We start from the raw sequence: 22,811 nt of genomic DNA, 5'->3' as shown, positions 1-22,811 counted from the left end.
TTCGGTATTAGGGCATTTACCATTCGTTTCGGACCTTTCTTTATGTTTATAGCCCATAACCAAAAGTGATAATGGTGTTTTAATCCCAATTGGCCAAGGATAAACGCGGCTCAACACCGATAGGATGCGAATACCATTGCAAATCTGTCTGCATCCGTTTTATCTATTTAATGTTTATCCTGGATCATACATACTTGACCAAAAGGCAAAAAATAAAGCGGCTGCCCCAAATATTTTAGGATCAGCCGCTTTAAGGTCATGTGTTAGTTATGGATAGTGGTCAGTCTTGCAAGATGCCAAAATAGAAATAAAGGGTCCTCTTAACAGGGCCATCTACGTGAGTGTTTTCGCCCATGGGGCCATAAACAGCGGCGTTTCCAGTGATTCCAAGCGCAAGTTTGCTGCCCAAAGCAGGAATGCCATCCAAAAAGGAAATGTCCCCTTTTGGTAGGGCAGGATAGCCTTTGGGGCCAGAGATGCCATAGAAATCAAATAAGCGAACATAGAGATCGGGTTCGTTGGCCACGACGTAGAATTTTCCTTGGGCAGTGTTGATCTCCATCCAGGCGATGTCTCCAAAGTAACCTTTAAACTCCGGGTATTCCCAAGGGGTGGCCCCGGTGTGGGTGTCATTGTACATGTTTTGATGGGCATCAAACCTTCCCTGCGGGCGGTTCTTCCATACACGGAAAGGGCCTTTGCCCAGCCATTTTGCACTGATGACATTGGCTTCTGGGTAATCGAAGCTGATGCCCGGATATGCATAATCCCCTTCCGGCAGTTCATATGCATAATCAAGCGTCACCCAACCATTATCAGCAATGCTCCATTCGGCATATTGTAGGGCTCCTTCATATTGGACCCTAAACACGGCTTTGCCATCTTTTTCTTCATAGGAAACATCGCTGACGCTGATTTCCCCTTCGGTAAATACGGGGCCATTGCCGAATGACAATTCCGGACCTGAAGGCTTTTTGATATGGATAAGTTTGCCGTCTTCCTTGTTAAATGTCAAGGCAAAATGACCTCCGCTGATGGTCAGGACACTGTCTTTGTCTTCTACTTTGCTGGCCTCATCTCCTTTGGCCATGATGGTTTCTTTGATCAGTTTTTGATTGGGTTGGATGCGCCACGACCACGTGTAGATTTCCTCACCATGGGGATCCGTAGCCGTAAGCATCAGTGCATCCTGTGCTCTCCAGTTGGCCGGCAATGGAAGTTGTAGGGTGCCAGCTGCGGTGGGCGCCAGATCAGGGCCCATCAATTGCCCTGATTCCACCGTGCTATATCCGGCTTGAGGATTTCCAATGGAGTTGAAGGAAACCAATTTCCAATCGAATGTAACGTCTTGGAGATTGGTGAAATGGTAACGGTTTTCCAGGTTCAGCAATCCGTCCCAGCGAGAAATGTCGTTGATTTTTTCGATATGAACGGGCGAATAGATTTCTTTAATGGCGTAGACGCTTCCCTCTTTTTGGCGGAAAGGGCCGACCAGTCCATCAGGGGCATTGAGTCTGTTGACGTCAATTTTGTTATGGATGTCCGTTCGGACAATGCCTTCATCAGACAATACCCAAAGAAAGCCACCTGCCGATAGCTTTGACTGCCACATGAGCTCCCAATAGTCGGTAAGCCCTGCCGCACCGCCGCCATCATCCTGGCCGTGCAGGAATTCGGTAGGCATATAGATCAAGGTGTCTTTCAGCTTGTTTTGCAAGCTCTCATAATTTTCGTAATGATCCGTATCTACTCCATTATGGGAATTGCCCGGGCGGTGATGGGCATGAAGTACCGGCCTGCCCGAAGGATCGTACATCCCAAAATCATCATCCAATTCCTTATTGGTACCTCCTTCATTGCCATTGCTCCAGAAGAGAATGGAAGGGTGGTTTAGGTCTCTTTCCACCAATTCCTTGACCAGTTTCTCACCCGGTTCGGTATCATAAGCATTTTGCCATCCGGCCAGTTCGTCCATCACATACAGCCCCAAGCTATCGCAAAGGTCCAAGAAGGAAGGATCGGGAGGGTAATGTGCCGTTCTGACGGCATTCATGTTCATTTCCTTGATCAGGAGAATGTCGTTAAGGTCTATTTGTGGCGTAAGCGAGCGCCCTGTTTCTGGCCAAAAGGCATGTCGGTTGACACCTTTTAGTTTGATTTTGGTGCCATTCAGGTAAATGCCATCCCCTTGCTTGATTTCAATGGTGCGGAAGCCAAAACGTTCATGGATTTCATGGAGTTGTTCTCCCTTGTGAGCAAGGTTAAGCGTAAGATGGTATAAATGAGGTGTTTCTGAGGTCCAGAGGTTGACGTTCTCCAGTTTTTCAGAAAGGATCACCTTTTGCTTGTTCTTTTTTGCCGTGGTGGTGAATTGGCTGACAATATTGCCTGATTGGTCGGTAATGGTAGCCGCCAGCTCAGCGGTTTTTTCTAAGCCTTCTAGGGTTACTTCAGCACTGAACGAGCCATCCGCTTCTGCGGTAATGGCCGCTTTGGCAATGTGCTGTTTGGGCAAGGCTTGAAGATAAACCGGTCTGAAAATTCCACCAAAAATCCAATAATCGGCATAGCGCTCCGCACGGTTGACCGAATGATCGGAGGACATTTTGCTCACGGTGACCTCAAGCAGGTTTTCCTCCCCAAAAAGAAGTTTATCGGTGATGTCGTATTTGAAACGGTAAAAAGCCCCTTGGTGGATTTCTCCTGCCAACTGACCGTTAATTTTTACTTCCGTGTCAGTCATGGACCCTTCGAAGACCAATTCGATGGTTTTGCCCTGCCAGTCTGAAGGCACTTCAAAGGTATGCCTGTATTTTCCCTGCTCATCAGCAAACCGGAAATTCTTCCCATAGGTCACATAATCGCGGCCATAATTATACGTGCCAAACCCCTGCTGTTCCCAGTGAGAGGGAACCTCGATGGTGGACCATTGGCCACTGTTTCTGCCATCTGTGCAGAAAAAATCCCAAGTAACCGTGTGTTTACTATCTGTTCCGCTGAGGAACTGTTTTTCAGTTTGTTGGGCATGAAGCGTAAAGGTAAAGAGCACGAAAAACAACCAGGCTCCTCGGGTTACAAACGCTTGGATGCGTCGGTGAATCATATTTATTGTCATTGAATGTTATAGGTTATGAGTACCAATTTCATTCAAAAAAAATATAATTATTCGAGAAAACTGTTCTGCATTGGGGGGGATGCCGAGTAGCTAGGTCAGCGGACAGAGCCAAGAGGAAGGAATAATGTAGCAGGTAGCAGGACAAAAGTAGCAAGTATCAAGTATCAAGTATCATGTAAAAGGTACGAAGTATAGGGGATTTGGAATGACGTAAAGTCAAGAGAAATTTTTCAATATTTCAATCGTTAATTTGTATGATGTATGACAAATTTATATTTTGAGAAAAATATATAAACATGGAATTTAGTGAGATAGGCAATCGGAAATCCCTTAGCGAACAGGTAGAAGAGGTGCTCACCCAGTCCATAAGGGATGGGAAATACCTTCCTGGGCAAAAAATCCCCACGGAGAATGAACTTTCCAAGGCTTTTAATGTCAGCAGAACCGCGATCAGGGAGGCTATAAAAACGTTAAGTGCCCGGGGTATTGTGGTAGTAAAAAAGGGAAGTGGAGCTTTTGTATCGGAAGTAAGCGTACAAAATGCTTCGGAGATGCTGAACATGTTTTTTGAGCTGTCCTCAGACAAGGACCTGATGCTGCAGACCATCGAAGCCAGGCGGATACTAGAGCCAAGAATCGCTGCTGAAGCGGCCATTAAAAGGACTGAAGAGGATATACAGCTGCTGGAAAAGAACATGGACGCCATGCGGGCATGTCCTTTGGAGGATAAGCAGTTCGAAGCGGAATTGGACAATGACTACCATCGGATATTACTGTCCATTGCCGACAATAAGGTTCTGGAACTTCTGTTAAGTCCTGTATTCAGCTTGATGCCAAAATTCAAAATGAATGTATTTGCCAAGCCTGCTTCCGGAAACTTGGAGGCCGAGAAGGCCATCATGCTTCAGCACCATCAGGAAATTTTGGAAGCAGTGATTAGGCAGGATCCGTATGGAGCCCAGGAAGCGATGGAGAAGCACTTGCACGACACCCGTAAAAATTACCTTCACGTGATCAAATCCATTGACCGAACATGAGCATGACCAGAACAGAAATTGGTGATTTCATTCTTCAGGAGAAACTCATCGCCATCCTACGGGTCAGCGATGCGGGTACGTTGCCCGTTTTAATTGCCGGACTGGTGAAAGGTGGTGTTAAAGTGTTGGAAATCACAACCAATAGCCCCGACTACGCGGCACAAATTAAAGAAAACAGGCAGCTTTACCCGGATATTTTAATAGGGGCCGGCACCGTGATCAATGAAGCCTCGGCCAAGGAAGCCATAGCAGCAGGGGCGCAGTTTCTGGTCTCTCCCAATACGCATGTAGGTGTGATTTCCTTGGCACATGCGCACGGCATTCCCGTGATCATGGGTGCATTGACGCCTACGGAAATAGGATTGGCACTGGAAAATGGCGCCGATATGATCAAGCTTTTTCCTGCTGGGGATGTCGGGCCGGGCTACCTGAAGTCCATCAAAGCGCCATTTGATAATGCACGGATATTTGCCGTGGGAGGCATTCATCTGGAAACGATCCACTCTTGGATGGAGGCAGGTGCCGATGGTATTGGCTTGGGGAGTGTGTTGACCCAATTGGCCGGGCTGAAATTGACGGAGGAAGTGGTGGCCCATAATGTTCGAAAGTATACCGAAAAAATAAAGGAATATGTCCAATGATCTTAAAATAGAGCGAATTGAGCTCTTTAAAGTGCCACCGCGGTGGCTATTTGTCAAGATTACCACGAAGTCAGGCTTGGTGGGCTGGGGAGAGCCCGTGATAGAAGGGAAGGCCGACACGGTGGCGGCTTGTGTTCGGGAGATGGAGCAATACCTTATAGGAAGGGGCGCCCATGAAATCGAAGACATTTGGCAAGTGCTGTACCGAGGTGGATTTTACCGTGGAGGCCCCATTTTGATGAGTGCCCTTTCTGGGATTGACCAGGCCTTATGGGATATCAAAGGCAAACACTTGAATGTACCGGTGTACGAGCTGTTGGGTGGAGCGGTGCGCCAGAAGATGAAAATGTACTGCTGGATAGGTGGAGATCATCCTGAGGTGGTGTTGGAGCAAGCCCAAGAGAAGGTGGATGCAGGCTACACCGCTGTCAAAATGAATGCCACGGGAGAAATGGACTGGGTGTCTTCGGTCAAGGAGGTGAAAAAGGTGGTCGAGAACATCAAGTTGATTCGGCAGCATTTTGGCGATAGCCTGGATGTGGGGCTGGATTTTCACGGACGGGTGCACAAGCCCATGGTAAAACGTCTGATCGACGAGTTGTCCCCCTTCGACCCCCTGTTTATAGAAGAGCCAGTCCTGGCCGAAAACAATGATGCCCTTGGGCATATTTATCGTTATTCGGCTATTCCTATAGCCACAGGAGAGCGTATGTTTTCACGCTGGGATTTTAAGGAAATCCTACACCAGGGAGTAGTGGATATCATCCAGCCTGACCTGAGCCATGCAGGGGGGATTTCCGAAGTTCGGAGGATCGCCACGATGGCAGAAGCCTATGATATTACCATCGCTCCCCATTGCCCACTTGGCCCGATATCCTTGGCTTCGGCGCTTCATGTGGACTTTGTTTCGGCCAATGCCTTTATCCAAGAGAGCAGCTTGGGAATTCACTATAATCAAGGATTTGACTTGTTGGATTATGTGAAGAATCCCGAAGTGTTTGATTTAAAAGAAGGGTATATTGACCTCTTTGATCGACCGGGATTGGGTGTGGAGATGGATGAAGAGCGACTCAAGGAAGGACAGAAAATAGGCCACCACTGGGCCAATCCTATTTGGAGAAATGCCGATGGAAGCTTTGCCGAATGGTGATGTTTAGTGTCAAGTACAAGGTACAAGTGCCCCTTCGGCTACGCTCAGGGACATCCGGCTTCGCTCCCTTCCGCTCCCTTCCGTTCCCTTCGGCTACGCTCAGGGAGCGGAAGGGAGCGGCTAAAACGATAGGTGAACGCTACTGAACCTTTCAATTTTCAACCTTATCACCTTACAACATACAACCTTTAAACCCATAACCCTAAACTCCAATGACCTATTTGATTGCCTTGATCCTTTCGCTGGCCGTGCTGATTATGGGGATCATAAAATTTAAGGTACATCCTTTTTTTATGCTTCTCTTGGCGGCTTTGACCTATGGCTTGGCCGCGGGGATGTCCGGCCAACAAATGATAGCGGCGATCAATATAGGCTTTGGGGAAATTCTAGGTAAAATCGGCTTGATCATTCTCTTTGGGGTGACGATCGGTACGATCTTGGAAAAATCAGGGGGAGCTTTGGTGATGGCCAACCGGATCCTTTCACTTATCGGCAAAAAATCCATTCACCTGGCCATGATGGTGACAGGATACGTGCTGTCCATACCGGTTTTTGCGGACAGTGCTTTGATGATGATGAATCCATTGAACAAAATGCTTTCCAAAAAAGCAGGGGTGTCTTTTGCGGGGACCACGGCCGCTTTGGCCATGGGCTTGACCGCTTCCCATGTAATGGTACCGCCTACTCCCGGGCCAATTGCGGCGGCGGGTATTTTGGAAGCTAATTTGGGAGATGTGATCGTTTGGGGGCTTTTGATCAGTTGTGTGGCGTTGGTTCCATGCTATGGGTATGCCAAAAAGGTAGCTGATAAGCTCATCGTGCCTGTGTCTGTGGAGGTGGTGGCATCACCGGCCGCGCAACCTCCTTTATGGAAGTCCCTTTTGGCCATTTTAATTCCCCTGCTGTTGATTTTGATCAAGTCAGTATTGGAATACCCCACTATAAATCCCGGAGACAGTATTTTGGTACAGGTCCTGTTGTTTTTGGGAACGCCTGTCATGGCGTTATTGGTGGGGGTGATCCTGTCTTTGATGTTGCCCAAAAAACTGGATGAAGCAGTGTTTTCATCATCAGGTTGGATAGGGGAATCCTTAAAGGTGGCGGCGCCGATTATTTTGATCACCGGTGCCGGAGGAATTTTCGGAAAGATGCTGCAGGAATCCGGTTTGGCGGAAGCTGTCACGGCAGGCTTTGAGGGGGCCAAATGGGGACTGTTTGTCCCGTTTCTCTTGGCCGCCTGCTTGAAGACCACCCAAGGGAGCAGCACGGTGGCCTTGGTGACCACTGCTTCTATTTGCGCTCCTTTGATGCCTTTTCTCGGACTTGATGAGGGCTTTATGCGGACGATGACGGTACTGGCCATCGGTGCAGGTTCCTCTGTGGCTTCCCATGTAAATGACAGTTTTTTCTGGGTGCTAACGCAATTGACCGGCATGAATGTGAAGCAGGGATACCAAGTGCAGACTGCAGGAACTTTTGTGTTTGGCTGTAGTGCGATGATCGTGATTTATGTGATTACCAAAATTTTAGCTTAGCAATATGAATTTGAAACCAATGCTTATAGGGTGGCTGTTGGTCACGGCTTTCGGCTGTTCCGACCAGCAAAAAACTTCCCAAGTCTCCAAACATGCGATTCCTACCTCCTCGGAGAAGCCATTTTCCATCGAAATCCTGGATGATCAAGCCTTGAAGGTGATTTCCCGGGATGCTACTATCGAGCGGATGGCATCGGGGTTTGATTGGGTGGAAGGTCCCTTGTGGATAGGAAAAGGTGATTACCTATTATTTTCCGATATTCCCCGAAACAAAGTGTACAAGATGACTTCCGAAGGAGATACGAGTACATATCTGAACCGCTCCGGCTATTCGGGTGAGGGTGCGTATAGCCGGGAGCCCGGCTCCAATGCACTTCTGTTGGATAAGGATAATCAGTTAGTACTGATGCAGCATGGAAATCGAAAAGTAGCCAAAATGAAGGGAGGCCTTGATGCTCCAGCGCCTGATTTTACCAGCTTGGTTCATGATTATCAGGGCAAGAGGTTGAACAGTCCCAATGATGGCATTTTCGATAAACAGGGCAATCTGTATTTTACTGATCCTCCCTATGGCTTACCGCCACGATTTGCCGGGAAGGAATTGTCTTTTCAAGGGATCTATTGCCTAAAAACGAATGGGACGTTGGTGTTGCTGGATTCATTGTCCAGGCCAAATGGAATCGCGTTATCACCGGATGAGAAGCACTTGTTCGTTGCCAATTCGGATGAAAAAAATGCGGCATGGTTTCAATATCCTCTTGAAGCACCGGGCGAAGTGGATACGCGTTCGCTATTTTACGATGCCACCGAGGAGGTGCTTCCAGGGGGGCGAAATGGCCTTCCTGATGGGATGAAAGTGCACCCAAAAGGGTATTTGTTTGCTACGGGACCCGATGGCATTTGGATATTTGACCTGAAAGGCAAGGTGCTGGGAAAGATCCACACAGGACAGTTGACGTCCAACTGTACGTTTACCGATGATTATAAGCATCTATATGTGACGGCCCATAGAGACATTTTGCGTGTTGATTTGAAGTGATTCCCTCGTTATATATCATCATCCCCCTCGTTACAAACGAGGGGGATGATGAGCAGGAATCGCCCAACCTTCCAACTTTCAAACCTTTCAATCCTCCTCGTTACAAACGAGCAGGATTGGGTGGATTGGGTAGACACAAGTCCGCATTTTATATGCGGACTTTCTGATGATGGCTAAATGAATTTTAAATGTGATTAGTTAAATGTGATTTTTGATGTTTCATCCTTCTTGATTTCGGAAAAATCAGGAAGTCCCTTAACGGTCAGTTCACTGTTGTTTTGAAGGTTGATGTTGGTTAGGTTCTTGATATTATTTCCGTTAATTGAAGCGTTTTCCAAATGTAGGTCAAGGTGATCGATATGAGCCAGTTCATTTTTCGATTGGTTAAGGCCACGAATATTGAGATAGTTGACATGGCTGTTGTTATAGGCTAATTTAAAATAGCACCCCAAATTATCGACAAATAGGGAATCATAATTTCCAGAAATGGTCATGAAATTTGCCTCCCTTATAACGACGTTTTTGATATCGTTTGAATTGACTTTAATCACGGTATTGTCTCGCCAATCATCTTGCGATGAATGAATATAGCAGGTGTCATTGGAGAACGTGATGTCGTAGTTTCCTTTAGGCTTAATTCCTCGGCTCGTTACGGTTATGTGGTTTTCGGAGCTTTTATGTAGCTCTATCCTGGAATGGGCAGCGAGGCTCAGTGTGGAGATGGGCCGGTCTATGGCTACTTCTTTGAGTATTTCAGGAGCTTTTTTACTTATTTCATTTGACTTGTTATTGGCGATGACAATGCAGGTGGTCTGTACTGCCAAAGCCAACATCACAAAGCCGAAAAGGATTTTATTACTTGTTTTCATATGTGTATAATTGCTTTTTAATGGTCATATCGCCTGTCCCGAGCTTGATTCGGGATAATCTCGCATGGTCGATTTTCATTCCCCAGTGTGACGTTTTCCGTCATGCTCGATTTTATGATTGTTTTCATCTATAATTTTCAAAAGTGGTTTTAGGTCCATCGCGGAAAGTCCAAGGACTTTTACTCGGTGGATCAGTTGGGGAAGTTCATGCGCTAGAAAATCCGCCTTTTGCCGTTTATGGATTTTTTGCGGGGCATTGTCTGCCACGAAGAAGCCAATGCCACGTTTGTTGTCCAAGATTCCTTGGTCCTGCAGAATGCTGTAAGTGCGCATGACCGTGTTACGGTTGACTTCCATTTCTTCTGCCAGTTCGCGGACGGAAGGGACCCTTTCCCCGGGGGGGAATTTTTCCCGCAGGATCTGGTCGCAGAGCCAGTCTGCGATCTGAAGGAAGATATTTCTGGATTCGTTGAATTCCATGATTATACTTGTTTTTCTTTTAGACGGAAGTAACAGCTAAACCAACAGGCCAAACAGCCAACTCCTCCGATTATTGTTGCAGAAAGTGCGATTAAAGGAACCTCTTCCTTGAAAAACACGGGGTAAGAACCTTTAAAATCAATACTCCAAAAATTTACCTGATCAGGTACGATAATGAAGGATACCGTACTTGCATAGACATTTATGAGAAATATCAAGAACAATATGGAGAGCGGTCCAAAGAATACATTCCATTTTTTAAAAATACTACCTCCGAGAAACAGTAAAGAAGCACCCAATACTCCCAAACAGATTAAAACGATCAATTCAAAAGTACCTCGAAGACTATCTCCAAAAAGTTCAGAAAAGCTGAATTTCTCAATTTCTGGAAGTTTGTCCATAGGTAGATTATTAGAAATCAGGAATGATTCGTAGCTGTTTAGGTATATATCGGCTGTAACATTGGCGGTTAGTTGAAAGGCCAAAGGGTAAATGATTAAGAATAGAAAAACCCGGATCACCCATTGCACCATATATTTCTCAAAAATGGATGCAGGTAGTGTGAGATAACTTGTCACAGAGCCACTATTTCTCAACCAAGGAAAACTTTTTCCCACGATAAATACTCCGAACACAATATATCCCAAAATTAATAAAGGAATATAATTCTTGCTTTTCCAATCGGGACTTGAATACAAAGGATAATCAGGTTTTGGAAAATCAGGAAAGACGGACCAAAAAAACAGGCCCATGATTAGCATGGCAACTGGAATTGTGGTGATATAATAAATGCGATTATTGTTAAAATCGTAGGTAAGCAGTTGTACAAACCTGCTCAAACTGAAGAATTCATTTTCTTTTTTCATGAGATTAGACGTTTACAGGGTTAGTAGTGTGGAGGCTGTCATTGATGACAGCGTTAAAGAGCAATTCCAAAGAAATTTGGGAGGGCTGCTGGGGGGATGTTAGTTGAGCCACGTAATGGTAGCCTCCCATGCTTTTTTCCACGTAAATGCTGTTTTCGTCTGCCTGTGGCCCAAAACCAAAATACCACTGGTCACTGATATGGAGTATTTCCTCATCGAAGATTACCTTTCCATGGTTGACAATGACTGCCCGGTCAATGAGGTTTTCGACATCCTTCACTTGATGCGTGCTGATGATGACCGTCTGATCCTCCTCGATATTGGCAGTAACTATCTTTCGGAAGAGACTTTTGGAAGGGATGTCCAAGCCATTGGTAGGCTCATCCAGCAGCAGAAGCTTGCAGCCCGAAGAAATGGCAAAAGCAATCAAGAATTTCTTCCTTTGGCCAAAGGACATGTTCCCGAGCTTCTGATCATAGGGCAAGTCAAAATCCCTTTGCAACTGGTTCATCTTTTCTCTGTCGAAGCGGGGATAAAAAGGTGCTAGTGAGCCTATGTACCGCTGCATGGTGTTTTTTTCTGGTAGAAAATTCTCCTCAGGTAGTAAAATCAACTCTTGCAAGAAAAGGGGAGAGCGACCAAAGGGGCGATATCCATTGATCTGGATGTCACCGGATGTAGGTTGCAGCAATCCTGCTAAAAGCCTCATCAAGGTGGATTTCCCGGCACCGTTTTTCCCAAGGAGTCCAATGACCTGACCAGGCTGGACTTTCCAGTCCATTTGATCGAAAAGTGGAGCCTGCTTACGATAAGCAAAACTCATTTGGTTTAACAAAATCATGGTTTACTGTTTTAGTGTCATAGTGTATTATGACAGTAAAGAAATGATTTTATTTTTTGAATACCAAGTAGTTGGGAGAGAAAGTTGTAAGGGGAATGGGAAATCTTTGTTTATGTAGGGGCATTACACATGCCCTGTTCAACCCCCCTCGTTACAAACGAGCAGGAATCACCCAACCTTCAAACCTTCAAACCTTCCAACCTTCCAAACCTTCAAACCTTCCAATCCTCCAATTTTAAAACCTCCCCATACTCCACTTTCAGTGAAAAGGAGTCTTTAAGGGCGATATCATTAAAATGGGCATGGATGGCGCGGATGGGGCCGGCATGGGTGATGATGGTGACATTTTTGAGCTGTTGTTTGCGCAGCGCGACGATGAAATCCACACAGCGATCATACAGCTGTTGGTAGCTTTCTCCGCCAGTGCAGGGGATGCGGACAAAATCTTCCATCCAAGGGGTGATTTCAGCAGAGGGAATCTCCTCCCAAGCTTTCATCTCCCATTGGCCAAAGTCCAATTCCATCAAGCGTGGATCCGCCGTGATGGCATGGTGAGGGAACAATGCCTCCGCTAAACGGGAACAGCGAAGGAGGGGACTGGTGAAAATAGCCATGGGAGAGGGGGCATCGACGAGCTGCGCTTTGATGGTGCTCACTTCTTCCAAGAAGCTGTCAGCCGGTAACAGGTCCGTCTGGCCATAGCAAATCCCTTTGGGAATGGCTGGCCTGGTATGGCGAATCAAGCGAATTTCCATATGATGAGCAGACTCAAATAGAAAATAACCTCGGTCACTTGCTGTACAGCTCCCAAGCAATCGCCCGTATAACCGCCAATCCATTTATTGAACCATCGGCCCATCCACCATTTGGCTATAAAACAGGGGATAATGGCCAGGAATACCGCATAATGCTGAAAAAGTGCCATGGGCAAAAAGCCGAAAACAGATGCAACGAACAGGTCCAATGTGGGGAAGTCCCCCTTGGCAATGGGTTTGGACTTACTGCCAATTGTATCGTTTAACTTAGCATATTGGTGGGTTTTGAAAAACGTCAACGCTACAAAGCGGCTGACGGAATGTCCTGAGACGAAGCAGGCAAGAATACGTTGCTGAAACTCGAAGGAATAACTGCTTTCTTGAATGTTTTTGACCAATTCCAATATGGCCAAAAATTTTATCGCGAGGATTAACATAAGCCCTATCGCTCCGAAAGTGCCCAGCCTGCTGTCCTTCATGATGGCCAAGATCTTCTCCTTGGTCCATCCGCCACCAAAACCATCCATGGTGTCAGCAAAACCGTCTTCATGAAATGCACCGGTCAAAATAATACTTACCGCAATGGACAAAAATAGGACAATGGTGATGGGTAATAGTGGATATAATAGTAACAATATCAGCGCCGAACTGCCCCCGATAATCCAGCCGATTAAAGGAAAGTACTTTCTGGAGATTCGAAGGTATTCTTCAGAATGGTCAACCCACGAGGGACACGGTATCCGCGTATAAAACATCAAAGCTGTAAAAAAGGCCTGTAATTCTCTCCTCATAATTTATAAAGATAAAAATCTTTAGGTTATTGGTTCTCTTTGCTTACCCCCGCGCTGTCAAAACTGGCCATTTCATTTAGAAAGGCACATGCCGATGCCACGATAGGGTAGGCCAAGGCTGCTCCAGATCCTTCGCCAAGTCTCATGCCCAGTTGGAGCAATGGTATGGCTTTGAAATGATCTAGCATGGCGGCGTGCCCCTTTTCATCAGAGCAATGGGTAAATATGCAGTAAGACAGGACATGGGCATCGATGGCTTCAGCAATCAGCAAAGCCGCCGATGTAATGAAGCCGTCCACCAAAATGATCATTCCTCTGCTGGCAGCCTGCAACATGGCCCCACAAAGCTGGGCAATTTCAAAGCCACCAAAGGTACTTAAAATTTGAATTGGATTTTTCTTATCGATTCGATTATGTTGATGAATAACTTTGTCCAGCGTTTGAAGTTTCGTTTTTTGTAGGGAGTTGTTAGCACCAGTGCCCTTCCCGACACAATCTTCCAGTGGCAGCCCCATTATCGTATGCATGATCAATGCCGCAGAAGAGGTGTTGCTAATGCCCATTTCCCCGAAGCCAATCACGTTGCAGTTGCGCTGATACACCTGGTCCACCAGCTCGGCTCCTTTTTGCATGGCCTGTTGGCATTGCGCTAGGGTCATGGCAGGACCGTTCAGGTAATTGGCCGTGCCTTTGGCTATTTTGGCATGGATCAAATGGGGTTGATCACCAAAATCGTGGTTGACCCCAGCATCGATGACTTCTAGCGCCAACTGGTGTTGCCTGGCAAAAACATTGATGGCAGCACCTCCCTCTAGGAAGTTCATGACCATTTGGTAGGTAACTTCTTGGGGATAGGGGTTGACCAGGTTTTCCTTGGCGATCCCGTGATCCCCAGCAAATACCAGGATATGGGGATTGTTTAGCGATGGACTGAGCGATTGCTGGATCAAGCCAATGCGAAGCGCAAGACTTTCCAAGTCCCCAAGCGCTCCGATGGGCTTGGTCTTAAGGTCGATTTTTTGCTTCAACGACCCTTCGAGTGATCGGTTTAGTTCAGGAATGCAAAATGTCATCATTATTGGTCCAGTTTTAGGTCCTGAAAGTGAAAACCCACGGCTTTAGGCTGTTCTTGGGTATCGGAATAACAGCTGTCTTTTTGGTCTTTCGGAGCCTCGTAACGGCGCAAGACTTTTTCGCCAAAGGTAAAGGGAATGGCTGAAGTGAAAATGGGACCATCAAACACAAACGTATGAAACTCTCCGTTTTCTCCGCACGGATCGATGGCCGAAGGCAGGTCTTTGATAAAATCCAAGTCAATGACCCTGCCCAAAAATTCCTCGGGAACTACCGTGTCTTTGATACAGACGACTACCGTTTTAAACCCTAAATCCAAAAATTCCCGAATAAGCTCAGAGGTGTCTCTTTTCCATAGTGGAAAGCGTGCCTTAAGGCCTTTCTGAGCAAGTTTTTCTTCCCGGTATTGTTTGAGGTCCTCTAAGAAAATATCCCCAAAGATGCTTTCTGTAATGCCGGCCCGTTTGAAGGCGTCCATCTTTTCGCCCATAAGCAGGTTATAGGTGTCCATACTGGGCATCTCCGGGAGTAGCAGTTCATCCAAGGGAATCCCTATGGACTTGGCCTGTGCGTGAAGCAATTCCCTTCGTACGCCATGCATGGAAATCCGTTGGTGATGACCGTTGATGGTAGTCAAAAGGCTGTCTACAGTGATTGAATCATCTTTCAGCACATGATGCAGCGCCAATGCACTGTCTTTCCCGCCGCTCCAGTTGAATACACTTTTGATCATTTTCGTTAAGGGTATAAATTTGAGGATACTGTTTTTAGTGGTTTGACCATTTCCTGCTGGGTGTTTGCCTTGTTTGCTTTAGCGCCCAATACTCCTTTTCTACATACAATATACCATTTCCTTCGTAATCCAAACTTGATATTCCCAAGGAGTTATTTTAGGTTGAGGGGTAGGCCACTGACCATAAAAACCGCCTTATCCGCCCTTTGGGCAATGTATTGATTTATCCAGCCTTGTAGTTCGGTAAACTTTCGGCCCGTTTCCGTTTGGGCATGGAGTCCCATGCCGATTTCGTTCGAGATGACGATCAAGGTGCCCTGTTGGGCGGAGGCAAATAACTGGGCCAATTCTGCTTTGCAATCCTTCAGACAGCTGGTGATGTCACCTTTAGCATCGCCATACCAGTTGGTAAGCCAGAGGGTCACACAATCCATGACCACTACTTTTTGGGCCACATCTACCTGTCCAATGTGCTTTTCCACCTCCATGGTGGTCCAGCGTTCATCGCGATCCGCTTGGTGCCTGTCCACGCGTTGCTGGAAGTCTTGGTCCCAAATCCTGGAAGTGGCCAAATAAATGGGAGCCCTCGTAAGGCTTTCAGCCAATTGCTGGGCATAGCGGCTTTTTCCTGAGCGTTCACCGCCTGTGATGTAATGGATCATTTCTCTTTGAGTTTATGGTAAGGACAATTTTGACACCCATTGCCGCAGCATTTCCCTTGTCTGAGCAAGTACCAACCTGAAAATACGAAGAGCCCCTGATCATTGATGGTGTAATCAATTCCCTCGATCAAGGACGAGGGTTTTCCCATGGTTTGAATGGTTTTGATTTTTTGGGGCGTTAGTGCTGTCATCCAACTGGAAATCCGAGCTTTTATGGCGGACTTTAAGCAGCTTGGACAAAGGCAATCACCCTGTTCACCTATCGGCACAATAGGAGGAAAAGCACTGCACCAACATTCCGTTGTGCAGGCAAAAGCTTTTTGGCAATTTGGGCAGCGCTTTTCTTTGATCATTTTTCTTTCTTCGTAATAGATGGATCACCCTGACTTCACATGAGGCAGGCTTCTTTTGAGCTTTTCTGATTTCATCCTTTATGCGCAGGATGGAAACCGGCAGCACCCAGCCAGGCTGGGGCAGCGCCCCAATACCTGACTGAGTGCTGCTGCGGACTCAAAATTGATACCGCGCCCCAATGCTAAAGTTACGGCCTCTGGTGGTATAGCCATAGATGGCATTAAAATCTTCATCCAAAAGATTATTGACCCCGCCATAGACGTTCAATTTATCATTTAGCAATCTTTGCTGCACAAATAGATCCACCAATCCATAGCTGTCCAGGTCAAAGGCTCCACCTACACCATAATCATAGACGGTACGACTGCTGGTGTAATTGTATTTCAAGGAAACTTGGGTGTTTTCTGCTGGATTGGCATTGAAAGCCATGCCCCATTTGCTGCCAGGTACCCGATAGAAGGTTTCGGGTTTGTCTGTACTGACATGGGCAAAATTGGCCGTCATGCTAAAATATTGATTGACCAACCAAGAGAAATCCGCTTCAAAACCCTCTACTCTTCTTTGGTCAGTGGTGTTTTGGTATTCTCCGCCAATATATCCCCCGTTTTCATCAAATAGGGAAACAAATTCAATCGGGCTGGATTCGTCTCTGGTGAAATGCACCAAATTGAAGGTGAATTGATTGCCTATATAAAAGGAAATGCCTTGTTCATAATTTAGGGATTCCTCAGGATTCAGCAGGCTGTTTCCATAGTCCGGAGAATTGAGCTGATAGAGCGTAGGGGTGACATAGGAGGTCGCCACTGAAGCCAGTATTTTTGCCGAAACCGTTTCAGAAATGTCAAACAGATAGCTTGGGTTTACATTATAAATGAATTTGGCATCGTAGTTTGTATGGGTATTGACCCTGGCTCCGACGTGGATGTTAAAGCCACTTGGTGCATCATAAAAAAAGGAAGCATAAGGATCAACAAGGGTGAATTGGTTGTCCTCAAAGACGATCTCTCCCGGCTGCTCGTAAGAGAGCTGTTGGAGGTTTACGCCCCAAAGTCCTTTAAGGCCTTCCAGCAGTTGATGTTCTTGGGTGAGGTCCAGCTGTAGGTTTCTGCCCTCATATATGGAGGGGAAACTACTGATAAATTCCCTTTCACTGATGTTATACACCGACTTAAGCTTGATCGCTCCTTTGGAATAGGTATAGGTAGGCGTCAATCCAAAGCGGAGTTGATTGCTGGTTTGGAGGTTTTGGGCATCCAAGAAAGGGCCACCATCGTAGTCTGCTTTCATGGCGTCATAGCCGGATAGAAAACCAAGGCTGAACCGGTCTGAAAACTGATAGCCCATTTTGACCATCAAGTCTTTTCGGTCGATGCCATCTCTACCAAATTCCACATCCGGCACCGTGTCGGCTGCAGCAGAGAAACCTTGAGAGTGATATAAGCTTCCTGAAACCAGGTAGTTAAATCGGTCTGATTGGCCGTTGAGACTGAGGTTGCCGCGATAGGTGTTAAATGACCCTCCGCTGAAATCAGCAGAACCGCCAAACGTTTTGTTTTGATTGCCCGACTTCAATTTGATATTGATCACGGCAGCAGAAGCTCCTGTGCCATAAAGTGTACTGAGTCCCCCTCTGAGTACTTCAATGGATTCGACCTGATCCAGTGGAAGTAGCCTTAAATCATAGGTGGCGTCTGCCAAGGAGGGATCATTGATGGGCGTGCCGTCAATGAGGATGAGCGTGTTTTTGCTACTGGCTCCGCGTACAAAATAGCTGATGTTGGTGCCGGGAGCACTGAAATTCCCATCGATCTGGATACCGGGAACTTCATTTAATAAGTCGGTGATGGTTTTTCCGGCATTCCGCTCGATATCGGCTTGGTCGAGTTTGTAGATGGTCTTCCCGGATTTTTCTTCAGGAAGTTCGAATTTGGTACCGGTAACGACCACTTCGTCGAGGTTACGGGCTTCTTGAGCCTGTGCATTGGCATGCCAAAAGGTAACACCAGCAAGGAGAAGGGGGAGAAATCCCCGTTTTTTGTTGAACGTAAAGATGTGCTTGTTCATAGCGTGTTTAAAAGGATTAATAATTGGACACTATGAACTTTCTGGTAAAACTGTAAAAATGTCCCCAGCGCTAAGGACAATTTCATACTGAAATGGCCAAGACCTTTTCAGCAAGGAACCATTGGTGAAGGTCGCAAGGTGCTTGCACCACCCGTGGTTTCATAGCCTTTCACCCGAAAGCTCTGAATATTGCAGTAGTTGGCAGGTCTTCTGACTTGCTCCACACCTGGCGCCTTCCCACCCGCATTGGCGGACAGTGGCTTGGATACCAGTTGCTTTTGGGAGCTTACAGCTGCGGGTACAGTTCCGGATTTTCACCGGATTCCCTATTAAACCATTCACCAATAAGGCGAGTAGGTACCAAAAACTGCCGCAAAGATAGGGCTTTTTACGGAGAAGTTGCAAGGTAAGGTGATTTTCAACTGGGGTACCTTGATCGGATGATCCCGGTAAATGGATGAATTATAAATGATAGTGTCTTATCAGCTCTTGTCAAATTAGTTGATTTGACGTAAAGTTTACGCTATATTGGCAATACCCAATGACCCCAATAGCCAGATGAAGTGTTCTTTTACTCCTTTGCTGTACGTTTGTTTTCTATTGCTTGGCCTTTCTGATGCCTTTGCACAGAAGGGAGATTACCTATTTGGCACCTTTACGGTGGAAGACGGCCTTTCCAATAATAGTGTCACGGCCATATACCAAGACAAAGAAGGCTTTATCTGGATGGGGACGAACTCCGGGCTAAACCGTTATGATGGAAAGGAATTTCGGGTGTTTCGAAACCGCCCAAATGATACCACCTCACTCACAGAAAACAGTATCCGCAAAATCATGCCGGGGCCAGAAGGCCAGTTATGGCTGTTGAACCGGAACAATTTGGTGGAGGTATATGATGCCAAAACCGAAACATTTAGCACTTCGCTCGGCCCATATGTTGCGAAATACCACTTATTAAGTGATATAGTCAGTTTGGTGTATGAAGATCGGCAAGGCCGGTTTTGGTTTGGACACCCCAATCAAGGGATCAGTATTTATGACCCCACATCTGGCGAAACCATTTACCTTCAGCATGTGTCCGGGGACATTGAAAGCATCAGTTACCAGTATTTGTCGGCGGTGGATGAAACCAGTCAAGGTGAGGTATGGTTGGTTTATTCTAACGGCGCGGTGGACATTCTTGACGGAAAAACCCTTAAGGTCAACCGGCGGATCGAACTGTTTGCCCAAAAGAAGGTCAACTATACCGATGATTTTGAAATTTTCATTGATCAGGAAGATGATGCTTGGATTTATTTGTATGAAAATGGGGAAGGCCTTTTTTATTATGACAGCTATGTCGATCGGTTACATCATTTCGATACCGATTCCAAGAAGATTACCTTAAACAACAATCAAGTTCGGGGCATTGTAGAAAACAAAAGTGGGGAAATATGGATAGGTACGGATCATGGTGGAATCAATATCGTGGACAAAACCGACATGCGTGTCAGTTATCTGCAGCACGATGCTGAAAATCCCCACAGCTTGGCGCACAACAGTGTGTATGCCTTGATGAAAGACCGTTCCGGCATTATTTGGGTAGGTACTTTTAAAAATGGCATTAACCTGTACAATGAAAAACTGATTCGTTTTCCCCATGTAAAGCACTCGTTGACCGCTCAGCATTCCCTGCCCTACAATGACATCAACTGTTTTGTCGAGGATGAAAAAGGTAATTTTTACATAGGCACCAATGGCAGGGGACTGCTGTATTACGACCGGGAAAGGCAGCGATACACCTCGTTCAGGCATGAGGCAGGAAATGAAAATAGCCTGGCCGGAGATATCATTGTGGACCTGATGATGGACAGTCAGGGGGTGCTTTGGATAGGAACGTACCTGAACGGGCTCAGCAAGTATGATGGAAAGCAGTTTAAGAACTATTGGCCCAATGCCAATGATCCACGCAGTCTGGCTGGGGAGAGTGTTTGGGAGCTCTATGAGGACCAACAGGGGAATGTTTGGGCCGGGACCTTGCGGAATGGCTTGGATCTTTATGATCCTGAGACGGATGGTTTTATCCACTTCAAGGCCAATGAATCAACGATTCCTGTACACTGTGATTACATCTCTTCCCTTCAGGAGGACCTTGAGGGAAACCTATGGATAGGTGGTGGCAACGGAATCGATGTGATCAATTTTCAAACCGGTGCAGCAACGTTTTACCAGCAAGTTTTGGGCGACCAAAGCACCTTGGTGGGCAATAATATCATGGACATTTTCAGGGATAGCAAGGGAATCATGTGGGTGGCCACGACCCAAGGACTCAGCTATTTTGATGCGGAAAATGAGCGATTTTATAATTTTAATGCTACCGATGGACTTCCTTCGGATCATATCGTCAAGATCCTGGAAGATGATCAGTACCACCTCTGGCTCAGCACTACCAACGGGCTGAGCGAAGTTTCGGTGAATAGAAATCAACCTGACTCCCTGGTTCTTAGCTTTCGCAATTTTGGAGTGGGGGACGGCCTTCAGGGAAATTTTTTCAATGAAAATTCCGCCCTGAAAACTTCTCAAGGAGAATTGGTCTTTGGCGGAGCCAACGGCTATAATATTTTTTATCCTGAAAAAATGAAAGTAAACCAGGAAAGTCCAAAAATTGTCCTCACCGATTTTCAGTTGTTTAATAAAGCAGTAGATATAGGGGAAAAGGTTTCCGGTCGGGTGCTGCTAGAAAAAAACATCAATCAAACCGAAAAGCTGACCTTAAAGCATAATGAAAATGTATTTTCCATTGAATTCGCAGCCTTGAATTTTATCCACTCGGACAAAAACCGGTACCGCTATAAAATGGAAGGCTTTGACAACGACTGGGTGGAAGTGGAAGATGGTGTTACCAAAGCCACCTATACCAACCTGGACCCCGGAAACTATACCTTCAAGGTAAAGGCTGCCAATAACGATGGAATTTGGGCTGAAAAGGCACAGTTGCTGAACATTGAAGTGCTGGCACCGTTTTGGAAGACGCCTTTGGCCTTTTTGATCTATTTTATTTTGGTAGCCTTGGTGGTCATTGCCATCCAGCGGGAGATCATCGCCAGGGAAAAGGATCGGCTGCAGATCGCCCAGGACAAAGAGGAAGCCAAGCGGATGCAGGAGTTGGACAGGATGAAAACCAAATTTTTCACGAATGTGAGTCATGAATTCAGGACCCCCTTGACCCTGATTTTGGCTCCGGTGGAAAAGCTGCTGAAGTCCACCGATTCTCCGCAAACGCGCAGCCATTACCTGACCATCCAGCGGAATGCCAAGCGGCTGATGAACCTGATCAATCAATTGTTGGATATTCGCAAAATTGAAACGGAAGGCATTGATTTATCACCCGTGGAGGGAGATGTCATCGGTTTCTTGCGTGAGACCACGCGGTCGTTTGAGGACTTGTCCGAAAAGAAACACATTGCCTTGGATTTTCATACCAATAGAGCGCAGTTGTTTACGTATTTTGATGTGGATAAATTGGAAAAAATACTCTTTAACCTGCTTTCCAATGCCTTTAAATTCACCTATCGGGGTGGAGAGATCCATGTGGCGGCCCATTATGAGAAGCCACTGCCCGGAAAGGAAAAAGGAGTCCTGTCGATCAGTGTTCAGGATACGGGAGTGGGCATCGGAAAGGAAGACCAACAACGGATTTTTGAGCGCTATTTTGTAGGGGATGAAAACAGTGATAGCCTGAACCAAGGAAGTGGCATAGGCCTGTCCATTGTACAGGAGTTTGCGCGCCTGCACAGAGGGGAAGTGCTGTTAGAAAGTGAACTTGGGCGGGGGAGTACGTTTACGGTAAGGATTCCGGTGGAAGAAATCGTCCCGATGGAACACGTCTCGACCGATCCGGAACTTGATCAGGAAACAGCGGATAGGTCTGAGAAGAAGACCGTGTTATTGGTGGAGGACAATGAAGATTTCGTTCACTATTTGAAATCCTGCTTGGTGGAGGAATATAACGTGTTGACCGCTTTGGATGGCCAGCAAGGGAGTGAAATTGCTTTTGAGCAGATTCCGGATATGGTGATCAGTGATGTGATGATGCCCAAGATGAACGGCGTGGAGCTCTGTCAGTTGCTGAAGAAAGATTTACGAACCTCCCATATCCCTGTGATCCTCCTGACGGCCAAATCATCCGAAGAAAAGCAACTGGAAGGACTTGACAGTGGGGCAAATCACTACATCACGAAACCTTTTAACGTCGACCTCCTCCTGCTGCGGATCAGAAACCTCTTGGAAGAGCGGAGCCTTCTCCAAGAGCGATTCAAAAAACGTATCGGGGTCATCACCAGTGAGGTGAAACTGGAGTCATTGGATGATCGGTTGATCCAAAAAGCGGTGAAAGTGGTGGAGGATAATATCGATAATCCTGAACTTTCCGTGGAAATGCTCAGCAGCGAACTGGCCATGAGCCGGGTGCACCTTTATAAAAAACTTACTTCCCTAACGGGCAAAAAACCATTGGAGTTTATTCGGATGATCCGCTTGGAACGTGCTTGCCAGTTGTTGGGAGAAAGCCAATTGACCGTGGCGGAGGTGGCCTATGAAGTCGGGTATAATAATGCCAAATATTTCACCAAGCATTTTAAGGCAGAGTATCAGGTCATTCCTTCGGTGTATGCCCAGCAAAAATTGGCGGCAGCACAAAAGGAAACCTAAACCAAAATGGCCTCTTTAAAACAAAGGGAAACCAGTAGGATGGGAGCGTCTTTTACGGGGTAAATCAGATTGTTACACGACCGGTCTGGTGGCCAAAGTACATTTTTTTGGAGTAT

Annotated in this window: 18 protein-coding genes and 1 riboswitch; of the genes, 6 read left to right on the top strand and 12 right to left on the bottom strand. The window is 46.4% G+C overall.

Annotation, left to right across the window (positions count from 1 at the left end; translation table 11 throughout):
* Nucleotides 1-280: 280 nt before the first annotated feature.
* A complete protein-coding gene (locus ECHVI_RS18340) occupies nucleotides 281-3,115 on the bottom strand; it encodes a glycoside hydrolase family 2 protein (RefSeq protein WP_015267526.1) in 2,835 nt (944 codons plus the stop codon).
* Nucleotides 3,116-3,411: 296 nt separating this feature from the next.
* Here ECHVI_RS18340 and ECHVI_RS18335 point away from each other — a divergent pair, with 296 nt between their 5' ends.
* The 5 genes from ECHVI_RS18335 (at nucleotide 3,412) to ECHVI_RS18315 (ending at nucleotide 8,517) form a co-directional block, all read left to right on the top strand.
* Nucleotides 3,412-4,152, top strand: a complete 741-nt coding sequence (locus ECHVI_RS18335) for a FadR/GntR family transcriptional regulator (protein WP_015267525.1) — start codon at nucleotides 3,412-3,414, stop codon at nucleotides 4,150-4,152.
* Between the two features lie 2 nt (nucleotides 4,153-4,154).
* Nucleotides 4,155-4,793: a bifunctional 4-hydroxy-2-oxoglutarate aldolase/2-dehydro-3-deoxy-phosphogluconate aldolase gene (locus tag ECHVI_RS18330; RefSeq protein ID WP_041739999.1), complete on the top strand. Its 639-nt coding sequence runs from the start codon at nucleotides 4,155-4,157 to the stop codon at nucleotides 4,791-4,793.
* Complete coding sequence (gene dgoD, locus ECHVI_RS18325) at nucleotides 4,783-5,943, top strand: galactonate dehydratase (RefSeq protein WP_015267523.1); 1,161 nt, start codon at nucleotides 4,783-4,785, stop codon at nucleotides 5,941-5,943. The genes ECHVI_RS18330 and dgoD overlap by 11 nt, the downstream gene beginning before the upstream one ends.
* Nucleotides 5,944-6,155: 212 nt before the next feature.
* The gene (locus ECHVI_RS18320; RefSeq protein WP_015267522.1) at nucleotides 6,156-7,478 is read left to right on the top strand and encodes a GntP family permease; all 1,323 of its coding nucleotides are present in this window, start codon (nucleotides 6,156-6,158) and stop codon (nucleotides 7,476-7,478) included.
* A 4-nt stretch (nucleotides 7,479-7,482) separates the two neighbouring features.
* Nucleotides 7,483-8,517 (top strand): SMP-30/gluconolactonase/LRE family protein, encoded by a 1,035-nt coding sequence (locus ECHVI_RS18315; protein ID WP_015267521.1) that lies wholly within the window; start codon nucleotides 7,483-7,485, stop codon nucleotides 8,515-8,517.
* 194 nt (nucleotides 8,518-8,711) lie between these two features.
* Here the strand turns inward: ECHVI_RS18315 and ECHVI_RS18310 are convergent, their stop codons facing one another.
* The 11 genes from ECHVI_RS18310 to ECHVI_RS18260 form a co-directional block, all read right to left on the bottom strand.
* Nucleotides 8,712-9,386: a hypothetical protein gene (locus ECHVI_RS18310; protein WP_015267520.1), complete on the bottom strand. Its 675-nt coding sequence runs from the start codon at nucleotides 9,384-9,386 to the stop codon at nucleotides 8,712-8,714.
* A 75-nt stretch (nucleotides 9,387-9,461) separates the two neighbouring features.
* A complete protein-coding gene (locus tag ECHVI_RS18305; RefSeq protein WP_015267518.1) occupies nucleotides 9,462-9,866 on the bottom strand; it encodes a GntR family transcriptional regulator in 405 nt (134 codons plus the stop codon).
* 2 nt (nucleotides 9,867-9,868) lie between these two features.
* Entirely contained in the window at nucleotides 9,869-10,732 is an 864-nt protein-coding gene (locus tag ECHVI_RS18300) for a hypothetical protein (protein ID WP_015267517.1), read from the bottom strand.
* A 4-nt stretch (nucleotides 10,733-10,736) separates the two neighbouring features.
* On the bottom strand, nucleotides 10,737-11,573 hold the full coding sequence (locus tag ECHVI_RS18295; RefSeq protein ID WP_015267516.1) for an ABC transporter ATP-binding protein: 837 nt from the start codon (nucleotides 11,571-11,573) through the stop codon (nucleotides 10,737-10,739).
* 212 nt (nucleotides 11,574-11,785) lie between these two features.
* Nucleotides 11,786-12,328, bottom strand: coding sequence for an alpha-ribazole phosphatase family protein (gene cobC / locus ECHVI_RS18290; RefSeq protein ID WP_015267515.1), 543 nt, complete (start codon nucleotides 12,326-12,328; stop codon nucleotides 11,786-11,788).
* Nucleotides 12,313-13,119: an adenosylcobinamide-GDP ribazoletransferase gene (locus ECHVI_RS18285; RefSeq protein WP_015267514.1), complete on the bottom strand. Its 807-nt coding sequence runs from the start codon at nucleotides 13,117-13,119 to the stop codon at nucleotides 12,313-12,315. The genes cobC and ECHVI_RS18285 overlap by 16 nt, the downstream gene beginning before the upstream one ends.
* Nucleotides 13,120-13,145: 26 nt before the next feature.
* Nucleotides 13,146-14,195 carry a nicotinate-nucleotide--dimethylbenzimidazole phosphoribosyltransferase gene (gene cobT, locus ECHVI_RS18280; protein ID WP_015267513.1) on the bottom strand — a complete coding sequence of 350 codons (1,050 nt, stop codon included), beginning with the start codon at nucleotides 14,193-14,195 and terminating at the stop codon, nucleotides 13,146-13,148.
* On the bottom strand, nucleotides 14,195-14,926 hold the full coding sequence (locus ECHVI_RS18275; protein ID WP_015267512.1) for a Dph6-related ATP pyrophosphatase: 732 nt from the start codon (nucleotides 14,924-14,926) through the stop codon (nucleotides 14,195-14,197). Before ECHVI_RS18275 ends, cobT begins: the two co-directional genes overlap by 1 nt.
* Nucleotides 14,927-15,078: 152 nt before the next feature.
* Nucleotides 15,079-15,588: a bifunctional adenosylcobinamide kinase/adenosylcobinamide-phosphate guanylyltransferase gene (locus tag ECHVI_RS18270; protein ID WP_015267511.1), complete on the bottom strand. Its 510-nt coding sequence runs from the start codon at nucleotides 15,586-15,588 to the stop codon at nucleotides 15,079-15,081.
* The gene (locus tag ECHVI_RS24115) at nucleotides 15,585-15,737 is read right to left on the bottom strand and encodes a DUF5522 domain-containing protein (RefSeq protein ID WP_245553367.1); all 153 of its coding nucleotides are present in this window, start codon (nucleotides 15,735-15,737) and stop codon (nucleotides 15,585-15,587) included. The genes ECHVI_RS18270 and ECHVI_RS24115 overlap by 4 nt, the downstream gene beginning before the upstream one ends.
* A 361-nt stretch (nucleotides 15,738-16,098) precedes the next feature.
* Nucleotides 16,099-18,006: a TonB-dependent receptor plug domain-containing protein gene (locus ECHVI_RS18260; protein ID WP_015267509.1), complete on the bottom strand. Its 1,908-nt coding sequence runs from the start codon at nucleotides 18,004-18,006 to the stop codon at nucleotides 16,099-16,101.
* Nucleotides 18,007-18,189: 183 nt separating this feature from the next.
* Nucleotides 18,190-18,386, bottom strand: a riboswitch (cobalamin riboswitch).
* A 178-nt stretch (nucleotides 18,387-18,564) separates the two neighbouring features.
* On the opposite strand from ECHVI_RS18260, the gene ECHVI_RS18255 reads away from it, so the two are divergent.
* Nucleotides 18,565-22,695, top strand: coding sequence for a hybrid sensor histidine kinase/response regulator transcription factor (locus tag ECHVI_RS18255; protein WP_041738863.1), 4,131 nt, complete (start codon nucleotides 18,565-18,567; stop codon nucleotides 22,693-22,695).
* Nucleotides 22,696-22,811 lie beyond the last annotated feature (116 nt).

It is taken from the genome of Echinicola vietnamensis DSM 17526, from assembly GCF_000325705.1.
GTDB classification, from domain to species: Bacteria; Bacteroidota; Bacteroidia; order Cytophagales; family Cyclobacteriaceae; genus Echinicola; species Echinicola vietnamensis.
Note: the sequence above shows the minus strand (reverse complement) of the source record. Positions and strands in the feature narration are given on the sequence as shown.